Source organism: Streptosporangium sp. NBC_01639 (assembly GCF_045209755.1).
Classification (GTDB): Bacteria; Actinomycetota; Actinomycetes; order Streptosporangiales; family Streptosporangiaceae; genus Streptosporangium.
Genome location: NZ_CP109272.1, coordinates 7778090 through 7797884 on the forward strand (window position 1 = coordinate 7778090; position 19795 = coordinate 7797884).

16 protein-coding genes and 1 pseudogene are annotated in these 19795 nt (G+C 69.1%); 13 read left to right on the forward strand and 4 right to left on the reverse strand.

The window, feature by feature from the left end:
• The first annotated feature begins 24 nt into the window (after window positions 1-24).
• Window positions 25-2040, forward strand: a complete 2016-nt coding sequence (locus tag OHA77_RS35310; protein WP_406313618.1) for a hypothetical protein — start codon at window positions 25-27, stop codon at window positions 2038-2040.
• Here OHA77_RS35310 and OHA77_RS35315 read toward each other — a convergent pair.
• A complete protein-coding gene (locus OHA77_RS35315) occupies window positions 2019-3995 on the reverse strand; it encodes a hypothetical protein (protein ID WP_406313619.1) in 1977 nt (658 codons plus the stop codon). The two genes, OHA77_RS35310 and OHA77_RS35315, sit on opposite strands and share 22 nt — an antisense overlap.
• A gap of 193 nt (window positions 3996-4188) precedes the next feature.
• Here OHA77_RS35315 and OHA77_RS35320 point away from each other — a divergent pair, with 193 nt between their 5' ends.
• The 5 genes from OHA77_RS35320 (at window position 4189) to OHA77_RS35340 (ending at window position 10004) form a co-directional block, all read left to right on the forward strand.
• Window positions 4189-5385 carry a sensor histidine kinase gene (locus tag OHA77_RS35320; protein WP_406313620.1) on the forward strand — a complete coding sequence of 399 codons (1197 nt, stop codon included), beginning with the start codon at window positions 4189-4191 and terminating at the stop codon, window positions 5383-5385.
• Between the two features lie 261 nt (window positions 5386-5646).
• Window positions 5647-7023 carry an MFS transporter gene (locus OHA77_RS35325; RefSeq protein WP_406313621.1) on the forward strand — a complete coding sequence of 459 codons (1377 nt, stop codon included), beginning with the start codon at window positions 5647-5649 and terminating at the stop codon, window positions 7021-7023.
• A 55-nt stretch (window positions 7024-7078) separates the two neighbouring features.
• Window positions 7079-7840, forward strand: coding sequence for a LytR/AlgR family response regulator transcription factor (locus OHA77_RS35330; RefSeq protein ID WP_406313622.1), 762 nt, complete (start codon window positions 7079-7081; stop codon window positions 7838-7840).
• Complete coding sequence (locus OHA77_RS35335; RefSeq protein ID WP_406313623.1) at window positions 7837-8508, forward strand: hypothetical protein; 672 nt, start codon at window positions 7837-7839, stop codon at window positions 8506-8508. Before OHA77_RS35330 ends, OHA77_RS35335 begins: the two co-directional genes overlap by 4 nt.
• Window positions 8505-10004, forward strand: coding sequence for a cation acetate symporter (locus OHA77_RS35340; RefSeq protein WP_406313624.1), 1500 nt, complete (start codon window positions 8505-8507; stop codon window positions 10002-10004). Before OHA77_RS35335 ends, OHA77_RS35340 begins: the two co-directional genes overlap by 4 nt.
• 66 nt (window positions 10005-10070) lie before the next feature.
• Here OHA77_RS35340 and OHA77_RS35345 read toward each other — a convergent pair whose 3' ends face one another.
• Window positions 10071-11048, reverse strand: a complete 978-nt coding sequence (locus OHA77_RS35345) for a hypothetical protein (RefSeq protein ID WP_406319974.1) — start codon at window positions 11046-11048, stop codon at window positions 10071-10073.
• A 144-nt stretch (window positions 11049-11192) separates the two neighbouring features.
• Window positions 11193-11465: pseudogene (locus OHA77_RS35350) on the reverse strand (helix-turn-helix domain-containing protein); the annotation flags it as partial.
• 85 nt (window positions 11466-11550) lie between these two features.
• On the opposite strand from OHA77_RS35350, the gene OHA77_RS35355 reads away from it, so the two are divergent.
• The 5 genes from OHA77_RS35355 to OHA77_RS35375 all read left to right on the forward strand — a co-directional run bounded on the left by OHA77_RS35355 (window position 11551) and on the right by OHA77_RS35375 (window position 15488).
• A complete protein-coding gene (locus OHA77_RS35355) occupies window positions 11551-11943 on the forward strand; it encodes a hypothetical protein (RefSeq protein WP_406313625.1) in 393 nt (130 codons plus the stop codon).
• Window positions 11940-12227: a hypothetical protein gene (locus tag OHA77_RS35360; RefSeq protein WP_406313626.1), complete on the forward strand. Its 288-nt coding sequence runs from the start codon at window positions 11940-11942 to the stop codon at window positions 12225-12227. The genes OHA77_RS35355 and OHA77_RS35360 overlap by 4 nt, the downstream gene beginning before the upstream one ends.
• A 398-nt stretch (window positions 12228-12625) precedes the next feature.
• Window positions 12626-14578 (forward strand): S9 family peptidase, encoded by a 1953-nt coding sequence (locus OHA77_RS35365; RefSeq protein ID WP_406313627.1) that lies wholly within the window; start codon window positions 12626-12628, stop codon window positions 14576-14578.
• A 290-nt stretch (window positions 14579-14868) separates the two neighbouring features.
• Complete coding sequence (locus OHA77_RS35370; RefSeq protein ID WP_406319975.1) at window positions 14869-15015, forward strand: hypothetical protein; 147 nt, start codon at window positions 14869-14871, stop codon at window positions 15013-15015.
• A gap of 65 nt (window positions 15016-15080) precedes the next feature.
• A complete protein-coding gene (locus tag OHA77_RS35375) occupies window positions 15081-15488 on the forward strand; it encodes a hypothetical protein (protein ID WP_406319976.1) in 408 nt (135 codons plus the stop codon).
• A gap of 356 nt (window positions 15489-15844) precedes the next feature.
• Here OHA77_RS35375 and OHA77_RS35380 read toward each other — a convergent pair whose 3' ends face one another.
• Window positions 15845-16165 carry a GYD domain-containing protein gene (locus OHA77_RS35380; RefSeq protein ID WP_326823854.1) on the reverse strand — a complete coding sequence of 107 codons (321 nt, stop codon included), beginning with the start codon at window positions 16163-16165 and terminating at the stop codon, window positions 15845-15847.
• Between the two features lie 1065 nt (window positions 16166-17230).
• Here OHA77_RS35380 and OHA77_RS35385 point away from each other — a divergent pair.
• Window positions 17231-19057: a sugar transferase gene (locus OHA77_RS35385; protein WP_406313628.1), complete on the forward strand. Its 1827-nt coding sequence runs from the start codon at window positions 17231-17233 to the stop codon at window positions 19055-19057.
• Between the two features lie 200 nt (window positions 19058-19257).
• Window positions 19258-19683 (forward strand): hypothetical protein, encoded by a 426-nt coding sequence (locus OHA77_RS35390; protein WP_326823852.1) that lies wholly within the window; start codon window positions 19258-19260, stop codon window positions 19681-19683.
• Window positions 19684-19795: the final 112 nt, after the last annotated feature.

Sequence of the window (19795 nt, forward strand, 5' to 3'; positions counted from 1 at the left end):
AAAGCTATTTCTAGCTTTCCGGTCATGACCTTAATGAGAAAATTATTAGCGATCATCCTCGCGGCGTCCCTGGTGCCGGTGTTCCAGGGACCCGCCGAGGCCCGCACCCGTGGCAAGATCACCGAACTCGGCGTGCCGCTGCAGGACGTCCTGCTCATCGGTGGTGTCGTCGCCCCGGGACCCGGTGGCGCGACCGTGCTGTGGTCGGTCTCGTCGGGTACCCCCGCCCACCTCAACGCGATCGACCCGGCGACCGGAGCCGAGGTGGCCCGCTACGACCTGCCGGGCGCGGACGGCTCCTACGCCGTCGACGTCACCCCCGACGGGAGCGTCTACGTCGGGGGCTACGGCGACGGCCGCCTCTACCGCTGGACCGCGCAGGACGGCGTGCGCGACCTCGGCCGCCCGGTCGCCTCGGACGACTTCGTCTGGAGCGTCGCCCCCGGTCAGGGCGCCACCGTCTATGGCGGCACCTCGCCCGGCGGGCGGCTGTTCGGCTACGATCCCGCCACCGGCGTGCGGGACTACGGCAAGCTGTCCCCCACCCACGCCTACGTCCGCAGCGTCTCCACGACGGGCGGCAAGATCTACGCGGGCACCGAGGCACCGGCGGCCCTGTTCGAGGTGGACGCCGCCAGCGGCGCCGCCAGGCAGCTGCCGCTGCCCGACGGCTTCAACCCGGCCGGTCAGTGGGCCTACGACGTCAACGCCGTCGACGGCTACCTGTACGTGCGGTTCGGCAGTGCGAGCCCGGGACCGCTGCACGTGTGGGACATCGCCGCGGGCGCGTGGGTCGACAAGCTCGACGCCGCCCACGGCCTCGACGTCTCCCCGCCCGACGAGCAGGGCCGGGTCTACCTGATCAAGTCGGGGGAACTCGTCGGCTACGACCCGCGTACCCATGCCGTCACCGGCACCGGCGTGTCGATCACCGGCCGGGTGGCCAACTCGCGCGGCATCGGCTGGGCCGAGCTGGGCCTGCCCGACTACCCGGGCAAGAGCGTCGTCGGGATGCTCTGGCGGGGTCTGATGTTCCGCTACAACCCGCAGACCGGCGCCAAGTCGTTCGTGCAGACCGCCGTACGCGGCGAGCCGATCGACATCACCGCCCTGTCCGAGGGCCCCGACCACCGCGTGTACGCCGGAGGGTTCCTCAACGGCGGCTTCGCCGCGATCGACCCTGAGACCGGGCAGACGCAGGAGTTCCACACCTTCTCCCAGAGCGAGGACATGGTCTCGCACCGAGGCAGGCTGTACGTCGGCGCCTACCCGGAGGCCCGCGTCTACTCCTACGACCCCAAGCTGCCGTGGAACAGCACCGAATACTCACCCAGCCCCGAACCCGGGCCCGCACCCAACCCCGCCAGGCTCTTCGACTTCGCCGCCGACAAGCAGATCAGGCCCCGCGCGATGGTCTCGGCCGGGAGATACCTCGCCGTCGGCACCATGCCCGACCTCGGCCAGCTCGGCGGCGTGTTCGCCCTCTGGGACCCGGACGAGGGCGTGCTGAAGGTCTCCCGGCGTAACCTGGTCAAGGACCAGTCCATCGTCTCGCTGGCCTACCGCGACGGCGTCGTCTACGGCGGCACCTCGATCTACAGCGGTCAGACGGCGACCCCGCCGACGCAGCCGGAGGCGAAGCTGTTCGCCTGGTCCATCCGGGAGAACCGGCTGCTGTGGGAGATGACGCCCGCGCCGGGCAAGCCTGCCGTCTCCGGGTTGACCTTCGACCCCCTCGGCCGGCTGTGGGGGATCGCCGGCGGCGAGGTGTTCGCGGTCAGCCCGCTCCTGCGCAAGGTCGTCTCCCGGGTCACGCTGTCGGACAGTGAGAGCACCGCCGGGCAGCTCGTCTACAACCCCCGCGACCTCACCCTGTACGGCACGCACGCGGGTTCCTCGGTGTTCTCGCTCAGCCCGCTGACGGGGCGGCACACCGTACTGAAGGAAGGACCTGTGCAGCAGCTCGCGGTGCACAGGTCCGGGGACGTCTACTTCGCCGAGGGGCCGAAGCTGCTGCGCTACGAGCCGCAGACCCGGTAGGTGGAGAAGTTCTCGTTGCGGGACAGGTAGAGGTGCCCGTCGGGGGCCTTCACCATCAGGGAGATCGGCCGGGTGACCAGGCTGAAGGCCAGCGTCGTCCGGTCGACCTTGTAGACCTTGCCCTGGGCCTTGGCCCAGATCACGCCCGCGTCGGCCTCGATGGCGGTGTCCAGCCAGACCTGCGTCTGGCTGGACCAGGAGTACACCTGGTGCCTGGCCGTCCGCAGCGTCTGCCCGGTCGCCGGGTCCATCTCGAACAACGCGTCGGGCGTCATGCCCCACAGATGGCCGGTCTCGTCGAAGGTGATCGAGCCGAGTGCCAGGTCACCGGGCACGGGTGCGCTCTTCCACTTCACGGTGTCGGTCGCGATGTCGTAGGCGAACACGTAGGCGGCGGTGTCGAGCGGCCGGCCCAGCCCGCCGAAAGCGGAGGTCGCGCCGTAGACGACGCCGTCGCGGTAGGCCAGGCCGATGATGCTGTGGTTCGGGACGATGTTCCGCCTGATCACCGTGCGGCCGGTGGCGGGGTCGTAGAGACCGAGCGCGCCACCCGCCGTGCCGGTCTTGGGCACGGTGCCGAAGGCCAGCAGGTCGCCCGCCGAGACCATCGCGAACGGACGGTCCTGCTCCTGCTCGGTCAGGCTGAGCAGCAGTTCGGGTTCGGTGCCGTCGAACTCATAGATCCGCGCGCCGGGGTAGACGCCGAGGTACAGCTTGCCCTTGTGGGTGACGATGCCTTCGCTCTGGCCGACGTTCGGCCAGAACTGCGTCTGGCCGGTCGCGGTGTCGTAGGCGGCCAGACCCCCGGTGAAGAAACCGCCGCCGTAGATGCGGCCGTCGGGACCGACGCCCATCGACCGGACGCTGACCGGCTGCCCGGTCAGCGTCGACTCGAACGTCGTGGCCTTGCCGCTCTTGCGGTCGTAGGTCCACAGCTTGCCGGTCGAGGCGGTGCCGACCAGGGTGTGGCCGATCCAACCGAGCGTGCGGGCCGCGCCGCCGCCGAAGTCGGTGAAGCCCAGCTTCTTGACCCGGCCGCTCTTCAGATCGACCTTGACCAGCTCGTCGTTCTGGAAGAGGTAGGCCTCGTGTCCGCGCACACCGCCGCCCACGGTCAGGCTGTCGACGTCGTCGACGACCCGCGTCCAGCGGCCCTTCTCCAGATCGTAGATCCCCATGGGGTTGGTCGCCGTCGTGGTGACGAACCGCACCAGCAGGTAGCGCCCGGCCAGGTCGAGGTCGTAGGCGGAGCCGTCGCCCTCGATCGGCGCGTCGATGATCTTCTTGGTGGCGCCGTCGGGCCCGACCACCGCGATCTTCATGGCCTGCGAGCCGATGCCCGCGTAGATCGTGCCGTCGTCGTCGATCGCCAGGTCGCGGACGAACTGCTGGCCGGGGATCGGGCTGCCCAGGTCGGTGGTCCGCCCGCTGCCCACGTCATAGCGGAACAGCCTGCCCGTCGGGGAGGTGCCGCCGTAGACGGATCCGCCGTCCGGGCCGGCCTCCACCGTCCACACGAAGGTTTCCCCGGGTACGGCGATGCCGGCCTCGATCACCTGGCCGGTGTCCGGGACGTAGCGGAACAGCCGGCCCATCGCGCCTGCGGTGGCGTTGTAGGAGCCCACGTAGACCGAGTGGTCGGGGGCGACGGAGACCGCCCACGAGCCGAGTGCCAGTGCCAGCGGCCGCTCGGCGATCAGTGTGCCGTCGAGTGCGTTCCGGACGCCCAGCAGCGCCGGGCCGGACGCGCTGGAGGTCACCGAGTAGACGCGCGGTCCGCCCGGATACGTGGCGTCGAGCGCGGTGCCCGCGGTGGTGGCGCCGACGAGTGGCATCGCCCCGAGGCTTCGGAGGCCGCAACCGGCCGGCGGCGCCGCCGCGGCGGCCTGCCCGGTCATGGCGGGGGCAGGGATGAGCAAGAGGGCGGCGGCCACGGCCGCCAGACGTAATCTCACGATGTCTCCTCGCTAGTTAACGGTCCTGACCGTAATTTCGCGAAGGCTGATTGGCAAGAGGTAGTCGCGCCAGACGGCCGGAACATGATTCATCGCCGGCACATCCGCCTGATGCCCTCCTTCGCGGGCGGACCCGGCCGGCGGTCGGTCGCCGATGAGACGCGCACGGACCTGGACGGATAGGGTCCGGGACGTGGAACCCCTCGTCGCCCTGCTGCTGGTCGCCGCCCTGGTGGGCATCCCCGCCCTGGTCCTGTGGCGGGTGCTGCGCGGCAGGCGGGAACTGGGCACCAGCCCGGCCGAGCGGGCCACCTTCGAGACCCTGCACACCGCCTCGCTCGCCGCGCCGCCGCTGCGGGCCGGGCTGACCGAGGCGGGCACCCAGAAGGCGTCCCGGCACCTGCGCGAACTGCTCGGCTCCCCGGCGCTGGCGATCACCGACGGGGAGCGGCTGCTGGTCTACGACGGTGAGGGCGACCACCACGCCAGGGAGGCGTTCACCCATGCCGCCAAGACCCTCGCGGGGGGCCGGACCCAGGTCCTCGGCCCGGAGGTCGTCTCGTGTGACCTCCCCGACTGCCCGATCAGGTTCGCGGTCGTGGTGCCGCTGACCACCGACGGCCGGGTGGTCGGCTCGCTCGCCGCCTACGGCGGGCACGCCTCGGCGGGCCTGGTACGGGCCACCCACGAGGTCGCGAGCTGGGTGGACTCCCAGCTGGAGCTGGCCGAACTCGACCGGTCCAGGACGAGGCTGATGGAGGCCGAGGTCCGGGCGCTGCGCGCGCAGATCTCCCCGCACTTCATCTACAACTCGCTCACGACCATCGCGAGCTTCGTCCGCTCCGACCCCGACAGGTCCCGCGAACTGCTGCTGGACTTCGCCGACTTCACCCGCTACTCGTTCCGCAGGCACGGCGAGTTCACCACGCTGGCCGAGGAGCTGCGTTCCATTGACCGCTATCTCACCCTGGAGCGCGCCCGTTTCGGCGACCAGCTCCGTGTGACGCTGCGGATCGCCCCGGAGGTGCTTCCGGTCGCCGTGCCGTTCCTGTGCCTGCAACCGCTGGTGGAGAACGCCGTCCAGCACGGGCTGGAGAGCAAGCCCGGAACGGGTCACATCTCGATCATCGCCGAGGACGCGGGCGCCGAGTGCCGGATCAGTGTGGAGGACGACGGCGTCGGCATGGAGCCGGAGCGCCTGCGCCGCATCCTGGCCGGTCACGCCGACGAGCGTTCCGGGGCCGGAGGGGTGGGGCTGGCCAACGTGGACGAGCGGCTGCGCCAGGTCTACGGAGACGAGTACGGCCTGGTGGCCGAGACGGGGAAGGGCGCGGGCACCAAGGTCAGCGTCCGGCTGCCCAAGTATCACCCCGGGGTCTCCGCGCACTGACGCATGGCGGCTCCGGCTCACCGGCCGCGGCCCGAGATCCGGACCGGGCCGGACCGGGCCGGACCGCGTCGCGTCGCGTCGCGTCGCGTCGCATCGGGTCGGGTCGGGTCGGGTCGCGGAAGTGTCCGCGGCGATGTCTATATTGCGGGAGGCCTTGCCATCGAAGAGGGCCGAGCCGGGGCCCGCCGTCCCCGGCGCCGCCGCCGACGCGGCCGGGAGCGGTCCGGTGCCCTCCTCGGCTGCCCCCCATCCGGAGGAACCATGAGCACGTCCCCCCAGAGCGCCGCCGAACCGACAGCGGGAGGTGACGGACCCGGCCCGGCGCATGTGCCGTCCTCCCCGGCTGACGTCATCGCGCCGTCGGCGGAGGGCGGGCCGGGGCCGGGGGAGTCCTCCGTCCCCGGCCCGCCGGGGCTCGGGCGGAGGTTCTGGCTGCTGTTCACCTCAAGCACCGTGTCCAACCTGGGGGACGGCATCGGCCGGATCGCGCTGCCGCTGCTGGCGGTGACCCTGACCCGGGAGCCGGTGCTCGTCGCGGCGCTGTCGTCGCTCACCTTCCTGCCCTGGGTGCTGTTCGCGATCGTCAGCGGCGCGCTGGTGGACCGGCTGGACCGCCGCAAGGCGATGATCGTCGCCCAGTTCGTCAGGACCGTGGTGGTCGGGCTGCTGACGGCGGCGGTGCTGACCGGCCACGCGGCCATGTGGATGCTCTACGTGGCCGCGTTCGCGCTCGGCACCGTCGAGACGCTCTACGACAACGCGGTCCATGCCCTGCTGCCCGTCCTGGTACGGCGCGACCAACTGGAGAAGGCCAACGGCCGGGTCGAGGCGGCCTCGGTCGTCACCGACGGCTTCCTCGGCGCCCCGGTGGGCAGCGCGCTGTTCGTGGTCGCCGCCGCACTCCCGTTCCTGGCGAACTCGGCGGGCTTCCTGCTCGCCGGAGTCCTCCTCCTGCTGCTGCCGGGCAGCTACCGCACCGGCGCGGTCCCCGGACGGCCCGCCAACCTGCGCCGGGAGATCGGTGAGGGGGTGCGCTGGCTCTGGAACCACCGGCCGCTCCGGGGCATCACCCTGATCGGCACGCTCTCGGCGGGGATGAACCAGGCGGCGACGGCGGTGCTGGTGCTGTTCGTCGTGGAGGTGCTGCGGCTGCCCGCCGCGGCTTTCGGCTGGTTCGCGCTGGCCTCGGGGGCCGGCGGGGTGGTGGGCGGCCTGGCCGCGCCGCTCCTGGTGCGCCGGTGGCCGCGCGCGGCCGTGATGGCGGTCGCGATGTCCGTTTCCGGGCTGGCGTTCACACTCGCCGGGATCTTCCCGTCCACGGTGATGCTCGCCGCCACCTCCGCGGCCGTCGGCGGATCACTCCTGGTCTGGAACGTCCTGATCATGTCGGTCCGCCAGGCTCTGGTGCCGGCGGCCCTGTTCGGCCGGGTTCTGGGAGTGATCCGTACCCTGCTGTGGGGCCTGATCCCGGTGGGCGCCCTGGGCGGCGGCCTGCTGGCAGAGGCGTTCGGGCTGCGCACCGTCTTCGTGATCAGCGGGTCCGTGATGCTGGTCCTCATGGTGCCGCTCTGCCGGGTGCTGTGGCGCTACCGGGTGCTGATCAACACTCTTGACGGCTCCGGAACTATTGACACCTGATGTCTGATTCATCACCCTCTAGGGATTCCCGCGTGAGCGAACTGGAGGAGTGACCGTGACCGGCCTGCGTGTCCTGGCGGTGGACGACGAGCTCCCCGCCCTGGAAGACCTGGCCTACCTGCTGCGTGAGGACCCTCGCATCGGCGAGGTCTCCCTGGCCAGGGACGGGGCCGCCGCGTTGCGTGTCCTGGACCGGGCGATCGCCGAGGGGCGGCCGATCGACGCGGTCTTTCTCGACATCCGGATGCGCGGCCTGGACGGGGTGGTGCTCGGCCGGCTGCTGTCGCAGTTCGCCAACCCGCCCCGGGTGGTGTTCGTGACCGCCTACGAGGAACACGCCGTGGACGCCTTCGAGATCAAGGCCGAGGACTATCTGCTCAAACCGGTCCGGCCGGAACGGCTGGCCGAGGCCATCCGGAGGGTGTGCGTCTCGGTCGAGCTGCCGGAGAACGACGCCGCGGGCCGTACCGATCCGGGCACCATCCCGGTGGAGCTCGGCGGCGTCACCAGGTTCGTGGCCAGCACCGAGGTCCGCTACGTCGAGGCGCAGGGCGACTACGCCCGCCTGCACACCGCGGGGGGCAGCCACCTGGTCCGCATCTCGCTGGCCACGCTGGAGGAGCGCTGGGCCTCGGCCGGGTTCGTCCGGGTGCACCGCAGCCACCTGGTCGCGGTCAAGCACATCGACGAACTGCACATCGACTCGGGTCGCTGCGTGGTCCGGATCGGGGAGAGCGAGATCCCCGTCAGCCGCCGCCACACCCGTGAGCTGCGTGACCTGTTGGTCCGCCGGGCGCGCAAAGGACGGCCCGAATGAGCGGGGAGGGCCAGGAGCCCGAGCCCTCCGAGGAGGCGGAGCCGCGCCGGAGGATGGCCGAGCGGCTCGCCCGCGCGGTGGAGCGGCCGCGCAGGGAGACCGAGCGGGGAGGCCGGTCGCGCAAGGAAGGCGAGCGGTTGCGCAAGGAGGCCAAACGGTCGCGTAAGGAAGGCGAGCGATCGCGCAAGGAGGCCGAGCGGTCGCGCAAGGAGGCCGAGCGGTCGCGTAAAGAGACGGACCGGTCGCGTAGAGAGGCCGACCGGATCGCCCGCGGGCTGGACCGGCCCCGGAAGGAGGCCGAGCGGCCGCGCCGTGAGATCGTCACCAGCCCGCGGACCACGGCCACCCGCCACCCCCGCTACCCGGTGACCCGTGAGATCGACGAGCAGACCCGGCTGGGCGAGGTCTACATGGGGTCGCTGATCCGCACCCAGTTCCGGCTCGCCCTGTTCGTCTGCACCGTGCTCGGCTGCGTGGTCGGCGGCCTGCCGGTGCTGTTCCTGCTGATGCCGGAGCTGCGCGAGGTACGGCTGGCCGGCATCCCCCTGCCGTGGGTGGTGCTGGCCGGCCTGATCTACCCGGCGTTCGTGATCGGCGCCTGGCTCTATGTACGGCAGGCCGAACGGAACGAGCGCCACTTCTCCGAACTGGTGGACCGGGCCCGATGAACACCGCGTACGGCGTGACCGCGGTCGTGCTGGTGGTCCTGGCGGCGGTGCTGATCGGGGCGTTCGGCATCCGCCTGTCGCGCACGACCTCCGACTTCTACGTGGCCTCCCGCACCGTCTCCCCGCTGTGGAACGCCTCCGCCATCGGCGGGGAGTATCTGTCGGCGGCGAGCTTCCTGGGCATCGCCGGGCTGATCCTCGCCTACGGCGCCGACATGCTCTGGCTGCCGGTCGGCTGGACCGGCGGCTACCTGGTGCTGCTCGTCCTGGTCTCCGCGCCGCTGCGCCGCTCCGGCGCCTACACGCTGCCCGACTTCGCCGAGGCGCGACTGGAGTCGATGGCCGTGCGCCGGTTGGCCGGGGTGCTGGTCGTGCTGATCGGCTGGCTGTACCTCATGCCGCAGTTCCAGAGCGCCGGTCTGGTGCTGGGGGCCATCACCGGTGCCCCGGACTGGGCCGGAGGGCTGCTGGTCGCGGCCGTGGTCGCGGTGAACGTGATGTCCGGCGGCATGCGGTCGATCACGTTCGTCCAGGCCTTCCAGTACTGGCTCAAGCTCACCGCACTGGCCGTGCCGCTGGTGTTCCTGCTGCTGGCCTGGCATTCGGGCGGCGCCCCCGGGCTGAGCGCGCACGACACGGCCACCTGGGCGCTGCCGCTGGCCAACGGCAAGGAGTACGGCCTCTACTCGACCTACTCGCTGATTCTGGCGACGTTCCTGGGCACCATGGGCCTGCCACACGTGCTGGTCCGCTTCTACACCAACCCCGACGGCCGGGCCGCGCGCCGTACGACACTGGTGGTCCTGTCGCTGCTCGGTGCCTTCTACCTGCTGCCGGCCGTCTACGGCGCGCTGGGCCGGATCTACCTGCCGGAGCTGCGGGGCAGCGACATGGTGGTGCTGACGTTGCCCGGACGGCTGGTCGGGGGAGTGGCGGGGGACCTGCTGACCTCGCTGGTGACGGCGGGGGCGTTCGCGGCGTTCCTGTCCACCTCCTCCGGGCTGACGGTCTCGGTGGCGGGTGTCATCGGGCAGGACATCCTCAGGGGCGGCGTGCGCTCGTTCCGGACGGCGGCCCTGCTGGCGGTGACCGTGCCGCTCGTCCTGGCCACCTCGGCCCGCTCGCTGCCGGTCGCCGACGTGGTGGGGCTGGCGTTCGCGGTCGCCGCGTCCTCCTTCTGCCCGCTGCTGGTGCTGGGCATCTGGTGGCGGCGGCTGACCTCCACCGGCGCGATGGCCGGGCTGCTCGTGGGAGGCGGGCTGGCCTGCGGCGCGGTCCTGACGACCATCGCCGGAGGACCGTACACCGGCCTGGCCGGAGCCCTGCTCGCCCAGCCCGCCGCCTGGACGGTGCCGATCGCCTTCGCCGTCATGATCGTGGTCTCGCTGCTCACCCCGGGCCGCATCCCGGCCGGCGTGGCCCGCACCATGGTCCGCCTGCACACCCCCGAGACCCTCGACCTCGACCGGGGGGACTGGCACCCCCGCTCCTCCTGACCCGGTCCACGGCGGTCCCGGGCCTGGCAGCACGACCCCCTCACCAGCCTTGATGGTCCTGGCAGGCTACCCATCCGCTGAGGTCGTCGCCTCCCGCGCGATGGCGTGGGTCAGCTCGTCGGCGAGTCCGTTCAGGCCGTGGGTGCGGGCGCCGGCCACCATCATCTGCAGGTCGCCGGCTATGCGCCGGGATCGGACACCGGTGGCGTCCTGTACGGCCCGGCGTGCCTCGCGTTCGCCGTGTTCCCGGTCTCCGGCGCGCATGTGCAGGATGGCCAGCCGGGTACGGCAGCGCAGCCCGGTGCGGGTCCGGCCGGCCTCCAGCCTGGCCACGGCCGACGACAGACGCTCCCGCGCTCGGACGTCCTCATCGAGAGCGAACAGGGCCAGGCCCAGGGCGCTGTCATGGTGTCCGGGGGAGACGGTGATGCGCCGCGCCCAGCCCGGTGATGAGGCCGGTTGCGCTCGGGTCAGTGCTTCCTCGGCGAGGTCGACGTGTCGTAGCCCTGCCGGGCGGTCGTGGGCTGCGGCGCAGTGCCGGGCGGCGACGGCGTGCAGGTTGGCGCGCTCGGCGGAGCTGATCCGCTCATCGCCCAGGGCAAGCCGGAGGATCTCCACGCCTTCCGATGGGCGGCCTGCGTCGGTGACGACGGTGGACAGGTCCAGCATGACGTGGGCGCCCAGGTCCCGATCAGTGCCGCGTGCGGCGTTGTCCAGAGCGAGAGTGAGCACTCGGCCGGCCTTGGCGGTGTCGCCCGCGTCGTAGATGGCCCAGCCGAGGCGGTCGGCCAGCAGCCCGATGGCTGAGGACAGGCGTTCGCGGACCGGCGGCGTCATCGGCCTGTCCAGCAGTTCGATCGCCCAGCTCAGAGAGCCGCGCGCCATGGCCGCTGCCATGCTTCCGCCGTGGGCCAGGTCCATGCGGGTGTAGAGGTCGGCGGCGGCCTCGACCGCCTGGGCCTCGGCGACGCCAACGCTGGCGAGGTCCTTGCCGTCCAAGCCGTCCAGAAGGCGAGCCAGCGGCTCCAGCGAGGCCGATCCCACAGAGGCAGCCGCAATGATTCCTAAAACACTTCTGCGTTTCATATCTTCCATAATGTCCGGTAAGAAAGATTCGGTGTTGGTTGCCGCAACATGCACGCCTAATGCTTGTTGGTAGCTGCGCAGTAAGGCCGGAGTGACTTCTCGTTGTCCACGTTCCACGCGACTGAGATGTCCCTTTGACATGCCGATCTGCTCGGCGAGCGCATCGAGACTGACCTTCGCGCTCTGCCGCGCTGCCCGTAGGTCTTGGCCACTGACCACGCCGAACGCCCTCTCTGACCGTTGCGGCAACGATTGTTGCGGCAACGATTGTTGCGGCAACGACGCAACGGTGAATTTCCGGTTGTCGACCCTGATGCTTTTACCAGGCGGGGAGTAGGCGGCTACCAATTCGTCTTCCTCGCCCCGAAAGGTCATTTCCCTGTTCGGCGACCATTGAAAGCAACTGCCGTCACGCGGCTACGGCGCAATCCATGGTGGCTCCGGTACAGGGGCGCGGTCAATGACTATGGCGAAGGACGGCACCGTGACCAGCCTCGAAACAGGCCCAGATCTCCAGCACCCCACCCGGCGCACCATCCCGGCCTTGATCACCGTTGATCCCGGCGGGAGAGCCGAAGTCCTGCGCGTTGCTCTTGAGAAGTACGGCATCGCCGCCGACGTCCACGACGGCTACGGGCTGGCGCTGGTGTCGGTCTGGGTCGGCCTGGTGGTGTGGTGCGACGGGGACCGGTTCTGGTGGCGCACCGGTTGGGACGCCCGGCGCCGGCGATTCGTCTACGCCCGGCACCCGGCGACCGATCCTGACCGCGCCGCCCGTCGCATCACCTTCCGCTACCGGGAACTCCAAGAGACGCATCCGCTGTCGGAGCTGATCGCTGAGAGCATGTCGTGATCACGCTGGATGAATGCCTGAGCCCGCACGTGGTCATGGCCCAGCGCGATCACGCGAGGCTGGAGTGGCGAAAGCCGTATCCGGTGCTCGCGCGGGTGCGCCCGGTGGCCTGGACTTGCTTCTGCCGCGCCACTGTCTATGAGCTGTGCGAAGGCGGGGGGCGGGCGTTCATCCGGCGGACCATCCAACTCGATGACGACAACGAGGTGCGTGAGACCTCTGTCAGCTCGATCCATGGGACTCGGGCGATCTGGGTGGCGCTGCTGTTCGGACGAGCCCGGTGAAGACGGGCGTGGCGGCGTGGGATCTGGAGGGACGGCGCCGCCACGCCTGCCAGGAGTCAACCGGGTGACTCCCGGCCTATCTCTCTCCCGCCCCGGCAGTTGCCGATTGCCGTAGCCCTACCGAGGCATCAGGTCCGTCTTCACGTGGGCGTCCACCCCGACTTACACGGTTGTCCCCACACAACCTCCACGACGGAGTCGAGGCCGACCAAGGGACACGGACACTGAGGCAACAGGGCGGGGGAGCTATGGAGCGTCACTTTATGCATCCTGAGCTTCCTCCCGTGTCACGGCGAATTCTGCGGCAACCTCGGTGATTGAAAGCTGGCGGTGCCTCACGGACTGGCGGCATGATCGCCATTGTGCTGATCGCCCCATGCGTCACTGGAGGACGAGCTTTGATTGACGAGGTCACACCGCAACTGGTCGTGGACGGTGTCATACCGCTGCAGCCAGTCATTTCCCCGGACGGCCGCTGGGTCGCCTACACGGCCGCCACGATTGGGCAGAAAGAAGAGCACCCCAGCAGTTCGATCTGGGTCGCCGCAGCTGACGGGAGCTCGGAGCCCAGGCAGCTGACCGACGGTACGTCGAAGGACTCCATGCCGCGCTGGGCTCCGGATTCGGCCTCCCTCTTCTTCGGGTCCGATCGCACGAAGCGGGGCACCACTCAGGTGCACGGGATCCCGCTCGACGGCGGGGAGACGGAGGTACTCACCACCTGGAAAAGCGGGATCTCCGCCTATCTTCCGCTGGCGGGCGGCCGACTGATCGCGGTGGTGGCCGTTGACGAGCCGACCGATGAGGACGAGCGCAGGAAGGCCGAACGCGACGACGCGCAGGTGTGGACAGATACGCCGGCCTGCGAGCGGTTGCGGCTGCTCGATCTGGACACCGGCCGGTTGAGCGTGGTGGACGGGCTCGGCGACCGGCACGTCGTCGAGCTGGCGCAGCGGCCCGACAGCGGCCCGCTCGCGGTGCTCAGCTGGGCCGCCCCGGACCTCGACCCCGGCATCTTCACCTGCGCGTTGCACATGGTCGACGTGGCGACCGGTAAGGTTCAGGACCTTGGCCCTGCAGCGCTGGAGGCGTCCTCACCCACCTGGTGGTACACCGGAGACGCCTGGCACCTGTGCTACCTCGGCACGACTCCGCCCGGCCCTATCGGGGGCCGCGCCGTCTTCGACCTCCTCGCGCCCGAGTTGCCTGGCACCGGAGTGGCAGGGGAGCATCGCAACCTGACCAGCGACATGACCGTCTGCCCATCCGGCTTGGCGCAGGTCGCTGACGGGCCACCGCTGGCGCTGTTCGCCGACGGACTCGACACCGCGATCTACCGGCTCGATCAGGAAACGCGGCGGTTCCAGCAGATGTCGTTCGTGCGGGGATGGGTCGGCTCGCTCACCGCGAGTCACTCAGGCGAAGTCGTCGCGGCCTTCGTGAGCACGTCACCCGAGACGCCCAACGTGCACGCCGGGCCACCTGCCGGTCGGCTCGTCCGAATCAGCGACACCAGGCCTGAACTGCGCGGGGTCAGGTGGGGAATTCAGGAACGCCTGTCCTACCAGGCGTCCGACGGGCTCGACCTCGACGGGCTGCTGATCCTGCCCGCCGGGCGAAGTCGCCATGACGGTCCGTTTCCGCTTGTCACGCTGGTGCACGGCGGCCCGTACGACAGGTTCGCTGACCGGTTCTCCTTCGCCGGCCTCCTGTCGGGACAGTGGCTGGCGACCGCGGGATACGCCGTCTTCCTGCCCAATCCGCGCGGCGGCGAGGGGCACGGGCACGCCTTCGCGACGACCGTCGCAGGCGCGGTCGGCATGGACGAATGGACCGACATCGTCAGCGGCATCGACTTGTTGATCGCCAATGGCATAGCGGATCCTGACCGGCTCGGCATCGGCGGATGGAGCCACGGCGGGTTCATGGCCGCTTGGGCCGTCGGGCAGACCAACCGGTTCAAGGCCGCGGTGATGGGCGCCGGCATCAGCGACTGGGGCATGCTCCTCGCGACCGGAGAATACGGGCGGCTGGAGGCCGGGCTCGGCGGTAGCTGCGGCTGGGAGGGGGCCGGCCCGCACCGACACGACCAGGTCAGCCCCATCTCGTACGCCTCGAAGATCCACACTCCGGTGCTGATTCTGCACGGTGAGGACGACACGAACGTGCCGATCGGCCAGGCCACGTACTTCCACCGTGCCCTGCGGACGTACGGCGTCGAGCACGAGTTCGTGGTCTACCCTCGTGAAGGCCACTCCATCCTGGAACGCAACCACCAGCTCGACGTGCTCCGGCGCACCCGCACATGGTTCGACCGTTGGCTCGTCGCCCCAGTGTCGGATCGCACTTAGCAGCCCCAGAGGCTTACACAGACGCGGCCGAGCTGAGGCCTCCTGCCTTGTCTGCACGATGAGTAGCTCTTCATGAGCAGGTGTAGCCTGACGCGCCGTTGTGCTCTCGGCGGTCTGCGAGAACCTCTACTTGCGGCTGCTGCCGGTCGACCTGGGCAAAGGCGTCGTCACGCTGCCGCGCCGCTTCGGCGGGGGCGTCGGTAAGCGGGTTACCCGCTCTGGGAGCAGGCTCCTGGAGCGGGGGAGCCTTCCTCGCCAACCCCGGTGGCCCCGCTCCCGCACTGCCCGACATGCCGATCGTCGAGGAGGCACTCGGCCCCATGCTCGATCGGCAGAACCTGCTGGTGGTCGAGCTTCGCGGACTGGGTAAGTCCACCCCACTGCTCTGTCCCGGCCTTGACCTGAACGTCCGGAAGCACCGCCGTGGTGTTTCCTGAGCCTGCCCCGGGTTGCTGGTCATGATCGTGCGGGCCGCGCCGATCAGCACGTTCATCGTTGTGATGTGGTGGGCCACCACGTCGTGCAGCTCCCGTGCGATCCGGCGGCGCTCGGCCCGCACCGCCGCGTCGGCCAGCAGGTCCCAGAATCCGGGCGGCTGAGGATGCGCATCGCCGAGTTCTTCGAGGAGGAGAAGGGCCGCTTCCCAGTCGTCATACTCCAGGCACTCCAGCGCGTCAGCCACACCGACGCCAGTCTCGGTCCGAATGTGGGCGGGACAGAGCCGAGCGGCCTTCAGAAGCGGGCAATCCTGGAGATCTACGGTCTGATTGTGCCCGACCATGGCGACACCTTTAAACTCAAGCGCCTTCTGATCCGTAGAACCCGAACGATGTCCATACTCGTTCGGATCGGTTCGCCGTGCAGGTTGCTGAGACTCCGGCCGTTCGAATCGGTCCGGCCGAGTCCGTGATCGTCCACGTCGGTGGCTCCCAAGACGGCTCCCGGAAATAAGATCGACAGTCCTGGGCTGAGGGACACTCAGCAGATCTGTCCGTTCGGGAAAGCCCTGTTGGGCCGTTGATGGAAGGTGCGCCGGTGAGTGTCGAGTGGGTCGACGTTAACAAGCTGATCCCCGGATTGCCCCGGCCGCCTTACCTCATCCAGAAGGAAACGGCGGCCGAAGTGGTCGCGACCCTCCGCTCCCCGAATCGGGAGAGATCGCCTGGTGCCATGCACGAGTCCTGCTGGAGATCGCGAACGGAGACGAAGGCGCCTGACCCCATCCCGGCAGAAGCCGCAGTTCAGGCGCTCGCAATCACCCGGCTGTCAAGCGCCAGGAGCCCGGTATGCCACCTCCATCCGCGCGGCGTCGTCGATCTCCTCTGACGTCAGCAGGACAGTCGTCTTCGTTCGTACCACCCCAGACGCCGATATCGTGAGACCCACAGCGGCCGAAGCCACATTGCTCGGCAGGTCGACGATCACATACGTGTCTGTCTCGCCGAACGCGAAATACATCTGCTCGACCCGCCCGCCGACGCTTTCCGCCATGTGCTCCACCGCTTGCCGGCGTCCGGTGCCGCCATCTTGCAACACCCCTTTGAGGCCATCCGCGGTATAGGTCGCCTGAATCAGGTACTTGGGCATGGTCGAGTCCCTCTCCTTGCGCCGCCACCCTGCGCTGGGGCGGCCATTACGGTCACAGAGTCGAAGTTCTCGACTTAGGGTGACGGTAATCCCACCCGCTGTACTGATTTTCCCCCTGTCGCAGTCTTACGTTGCGAAGCCTGCAGCACACCCTGCTCCATCAGCAGAGTCTGCTGTCTTCACGAAGCCGGTCAGGCGATTTGGTCTCTGGGCGTGGTCGAGAAGCACGACAAGCGAAGGAACATTTCAGCCCCTATACAGGCGGCGCTCTGGACGCTTGGCAACGGACGATGCTAAGCCCCAGATTGCCCCTTTCCAGTGATTTTCGAAGTCAGGCCTGGCGTCTACAGGAAGAACGCCCAGATCGCTTACATCTACGGGGTGCAACCTGGGTCCGCACGTCATCGCCCTGCCGTACCCTCGAAGAGGGGCAGGAAAGGGACTCCTTTCACAATCCAATACTTCTATGCCTGGCGCATCATGCGGAGGTTGACGACAGGAAGACAGGCGCGGATCTCTACCCGCCCGAGCTCCTGTTTGAATGGAAACGCAAGCACGAAGGGGAGCACGGCAAAAACCTCGCCCGCATCAGGAACCCTATGACCGACGACCTGAGAAATGGGGTTTTTCAATCATCGCTTCTCGACATCTCGATGAGTCTCACACTCTCCTGTGCCCTTGTTGTGCCCTGCCCGCGGTGATCGGGATGATCTCGGTCTCCGCTATGTGTAGTCGGCGCGTGACTGGACGCTTCCCGGCCCGCCAGTGTGCGCTGTGGGCACGTAGCCCTCCGCAGGAGCAGGAAAATCGTTGAGGCAGGTCGGCGGGCGGGCGTCCGCCCCGGCTCCGGCGCCCGTTACTCCAGAGGGCGCCCTTGAAGCGGCCACGCATTCCGTCGGCATAGATGATCCGTTAGAGTTTGCGAGCGTTTGCTGTAGATCGTGGAGGTGAGGAGACATCGCCGCCAACGATCTGGCTCCTGCGGGGGCAGTGCAATTCAACCCGGAGACCTGGGTCAGCGCGGGGGGAGGCGTCCGGGAGGCCGCTGATGATCTGGCCCGAGGCGTGGACGCGTTCTGCCGGGTGATGGACGAGCGGCCCTTCGGTCAGGACGATCTGGGCCGGGCGCTGTTCGAGGGCGATCCCGCTGCGGGCGTGCCGGGGTTCGCCCGACTCCGTGACGACCTGCTGAAAGACCTGGTCGTGGCGGTTAACCTGCTACGCGGGATGGCGGCCGGGCTGGCCGTCACCGGGGGCAGGTATGCCGTGGCCGAGGAGGCGAACGCCGGGATCCCGTGCGCGCAGCCATGTCCGGGATGGCTGAAGGACCCGGAGGAGTACAGGCCCCGACTGGGCTCGGGCGGCCTGCCGACGACCACACCACCGCCTGGCTTCGTGAGCCAGGCGATCTGGTTCCTCGAATCTGTGGGATTCGGATCCGCGTGGCCGGATGGCGATCTCGACGGTGTGGCGCGGCTACGGGATGCCGCGACGGCGCTGGGACGCGTGGTCGGCGACGTTCGGGAGCAGATCGCCGGGCAGTCCGGGCGGGCGATCAGGGCCGGGTCCGGGCCGACCACGGCCGCGTTCGGACGGGCCGCGTGGGTGGTGCACGGCGAGCAGGGGCAACTGGCGGACCTGCAGCGGCGGTGCCGGCATCTCGCCGACTGCGGCCAGATCGCCTACGACGCGATCGTCAAGGCCAGATGGCGATTCGTGGCATCCGCGGTGTTCGTGCTGACGCTGATGCTCCTCGCGAAGCTACTGGCCCCCCGGCTCGGCCCGCTCCTCGACGTCGTGGTGAAAAAGCTGCTCCGAGCGGAGGGCCTGGCACTGCGGATCATCTTGCTGATCATTCGTCAGGCCGCGCTGGGCGCGATGTTCTCCGGCGGGCTGAGCGCGATCGATCAGTTGTTCACCACCGGCGACATCGATGCGGCGGAGCTGGTCCGGAGTGTCGGCCACGGAGCGCTCGCCGGCGGGTTGATGGCCGGTGCGCACGCCGCGCTGCCCGCGCTCCTGCGCCGAGGCGGACCCGCGCTCACCGGTCTCGCCGAGGCCATGGAGTCGGCCACCTGGGAGCGGGCGTTCTCCCGGATCCTGGTCGGCGGGACGGTGAGCTCAACCGTGCTGGCGACCGCGGGATGGGCCAGCGGCGCCGGCTGGAATTGGAAGCACGCCGCTGAGATGGGATTCGGCATGGCCGTTCTCAGCACCGGTGCGGCACTCGCCTCCCGAGCCTGGCCTGCCCCAAGCTATGCGAGCCTGAAGGGCAGAGACTGGAAGCAGAGTCCGGCCAAGCGGTGGCACGATGTCAAGTGGGCCTTGGGGATTCTTACGATCACCGCTCCTGCGGTCTCCGTCTTCGCGCTCGCAAAGTTTGCCGAGGACAGAAGGAATCCCTTCTTCCTGCAGAAACGGGTGGGCCAGCTCGGCCACGAGTTCGATATGGCCAAGGGCCGTTCGATGAGGACGACCGACGGTAAGGACAGCAGCCTCGGCTCATCGGATTCGCGGCGTACGAGGGTCGGCGAAATTTGGGCGAAGACCAGTCTCGACGAGTTTGTTCAACTGGCGTACAACGTCCTCTACAAGAGCAACATGTCGGTCATAAACGACCGACCGCTCTTGAGCGCCACCAGACAGGAGACGATAGGGGCCCTCGGTCCCATCCTGGGCCCGGGCTGGAGCCAAGCGGATCTGGCTGGAAAGCCTGGGCTGTTCGGTCCGTTCCCCAATAAGACCGTCGAGCTCAACATCACGCCGAAGTCAGATGGGTGGGACGTTCAACGAGGCTTCACGGGCATCTGGCATGACAAAACCGCGAGCCTGGATTTGGACCGGAAGATCCTTTGGGAGTTCATCTCCACTTACCGGAAGCGTATTTCCTAGCCTCTGATCGGCGATCACGGTGGCGGCCGATCGGAGCGCCGGGACTGATCACGGTCTGGACGACCTGCAGCGGTCCGCATGCGGACGTCAGGGCTGTTGTAAGCACCTTGCAGGTGCCCCGGCCTATCAATGGTGATGCAGGCCTCTGATCGGCAGAGCGTCCCGAACCGCACGGTCACACGAGCACACAGGAGATCCCGATGAGCCGCACCATCCGCACCCTGCTCGGAGTCACTGCCACCGCCGGCATCGTCGCACTGGGCGTTCCGGCCCTCAGCACCGCGGCGAACGCGTCGACCACGTCCGCCGCGGGCGTCACCAGCGCGGCCCCCGCCGGCTTCCTGTTCGACTACATCTTCAACGGCCATCTCAAGGTCGCCGGCGGCAATTTCACCGTCGGCCGCCGCGTCTTCCTGGTCGTCAAGTACAACACCGGCCGGACGGCGTTCTCCAAGTGGGAGACCGCCCGGTCGCACTCCATCACTCCCGGCGGGACCATCTATGTGGAGACGACGATCGCCGCTCCCTGTGCCGGTGGGAAGAACGGATACGCCCGTGCCTACGACGACGCCACCAAGACGTGGTCTCCTCGGCTACCGGTGGCGATCTGCCAGCGGATCGACTGACCCTGCCGGTGCCGGTGCCGGTGCCGAGGTCGTCTTCGGTCGTCATGACGCCACACGCGCGAAGAGACGCCTCCCCCTCAGACGCGGACCTCAGTGCGGCCCAGCGGCGTCG

Excerpts from the sequence above, each read along its gene's own strand:
- OHA77_RS35310 (WP_406313618.1), top strand. The coding sequence starts at position 25 with ATGACCTTAATGAGAAAATTATTAGCGATCATCCTCGCGGCGTCCCTG.
- OHA77_RS35325 (WP_406313621.1), top strand. The coding sequence starts at position 5,647 with ATGAGCACGTCCCCCCAGAGCGCCGCCGAACCGACAGCGGGAGGTGAC.
- OHA77_RS35335 (WP_406313623.1), top strand. The coding sequence starts at position 7,837 with ATGAGCGGGGAGGGCCAGGAGCCCGAGCCCTCCGAGGAGGCGGAGCCG.
- OHA77_RS35340 (WP_406313624.1), top strand. The coding sequence starts at position 8,505 with ATGAACACCGCGTACGGCGTGACCGCGGTCGTGCTGGTGGTCCTGGCG.
- OHA77_RS35355 (WP_406313625.1), top strand. The coding sequence starts at position 11,551 with ATGACTATGGCGAAGGACGGCACCGTGACCAGCCTCGAAACAGGCCCA.
- OHA77_RS35370 (WP_406319975.1), top strand. The coding sequence starts at position 14,869 with ATGCCGATCGTCGAGGAGGCACTCGGCCCCATGCTCGATCGGCAGAAC.
- OHA77_RS35380 (WP_326823854.1), bottom strand. The coding sequence starts at position 16,165 with ATGCCCAAGTACCTGATTCAGGCGACCTATACCGCGGATGGCCTCAAA.
- OHA77_RS35390 (WP_326823852.1), top strand. The coding sequence starts at position 19,258 with ATGAGCCGCACCATCCGCACCCTGCTCGGAGTCACTGCCACCGCCGGC.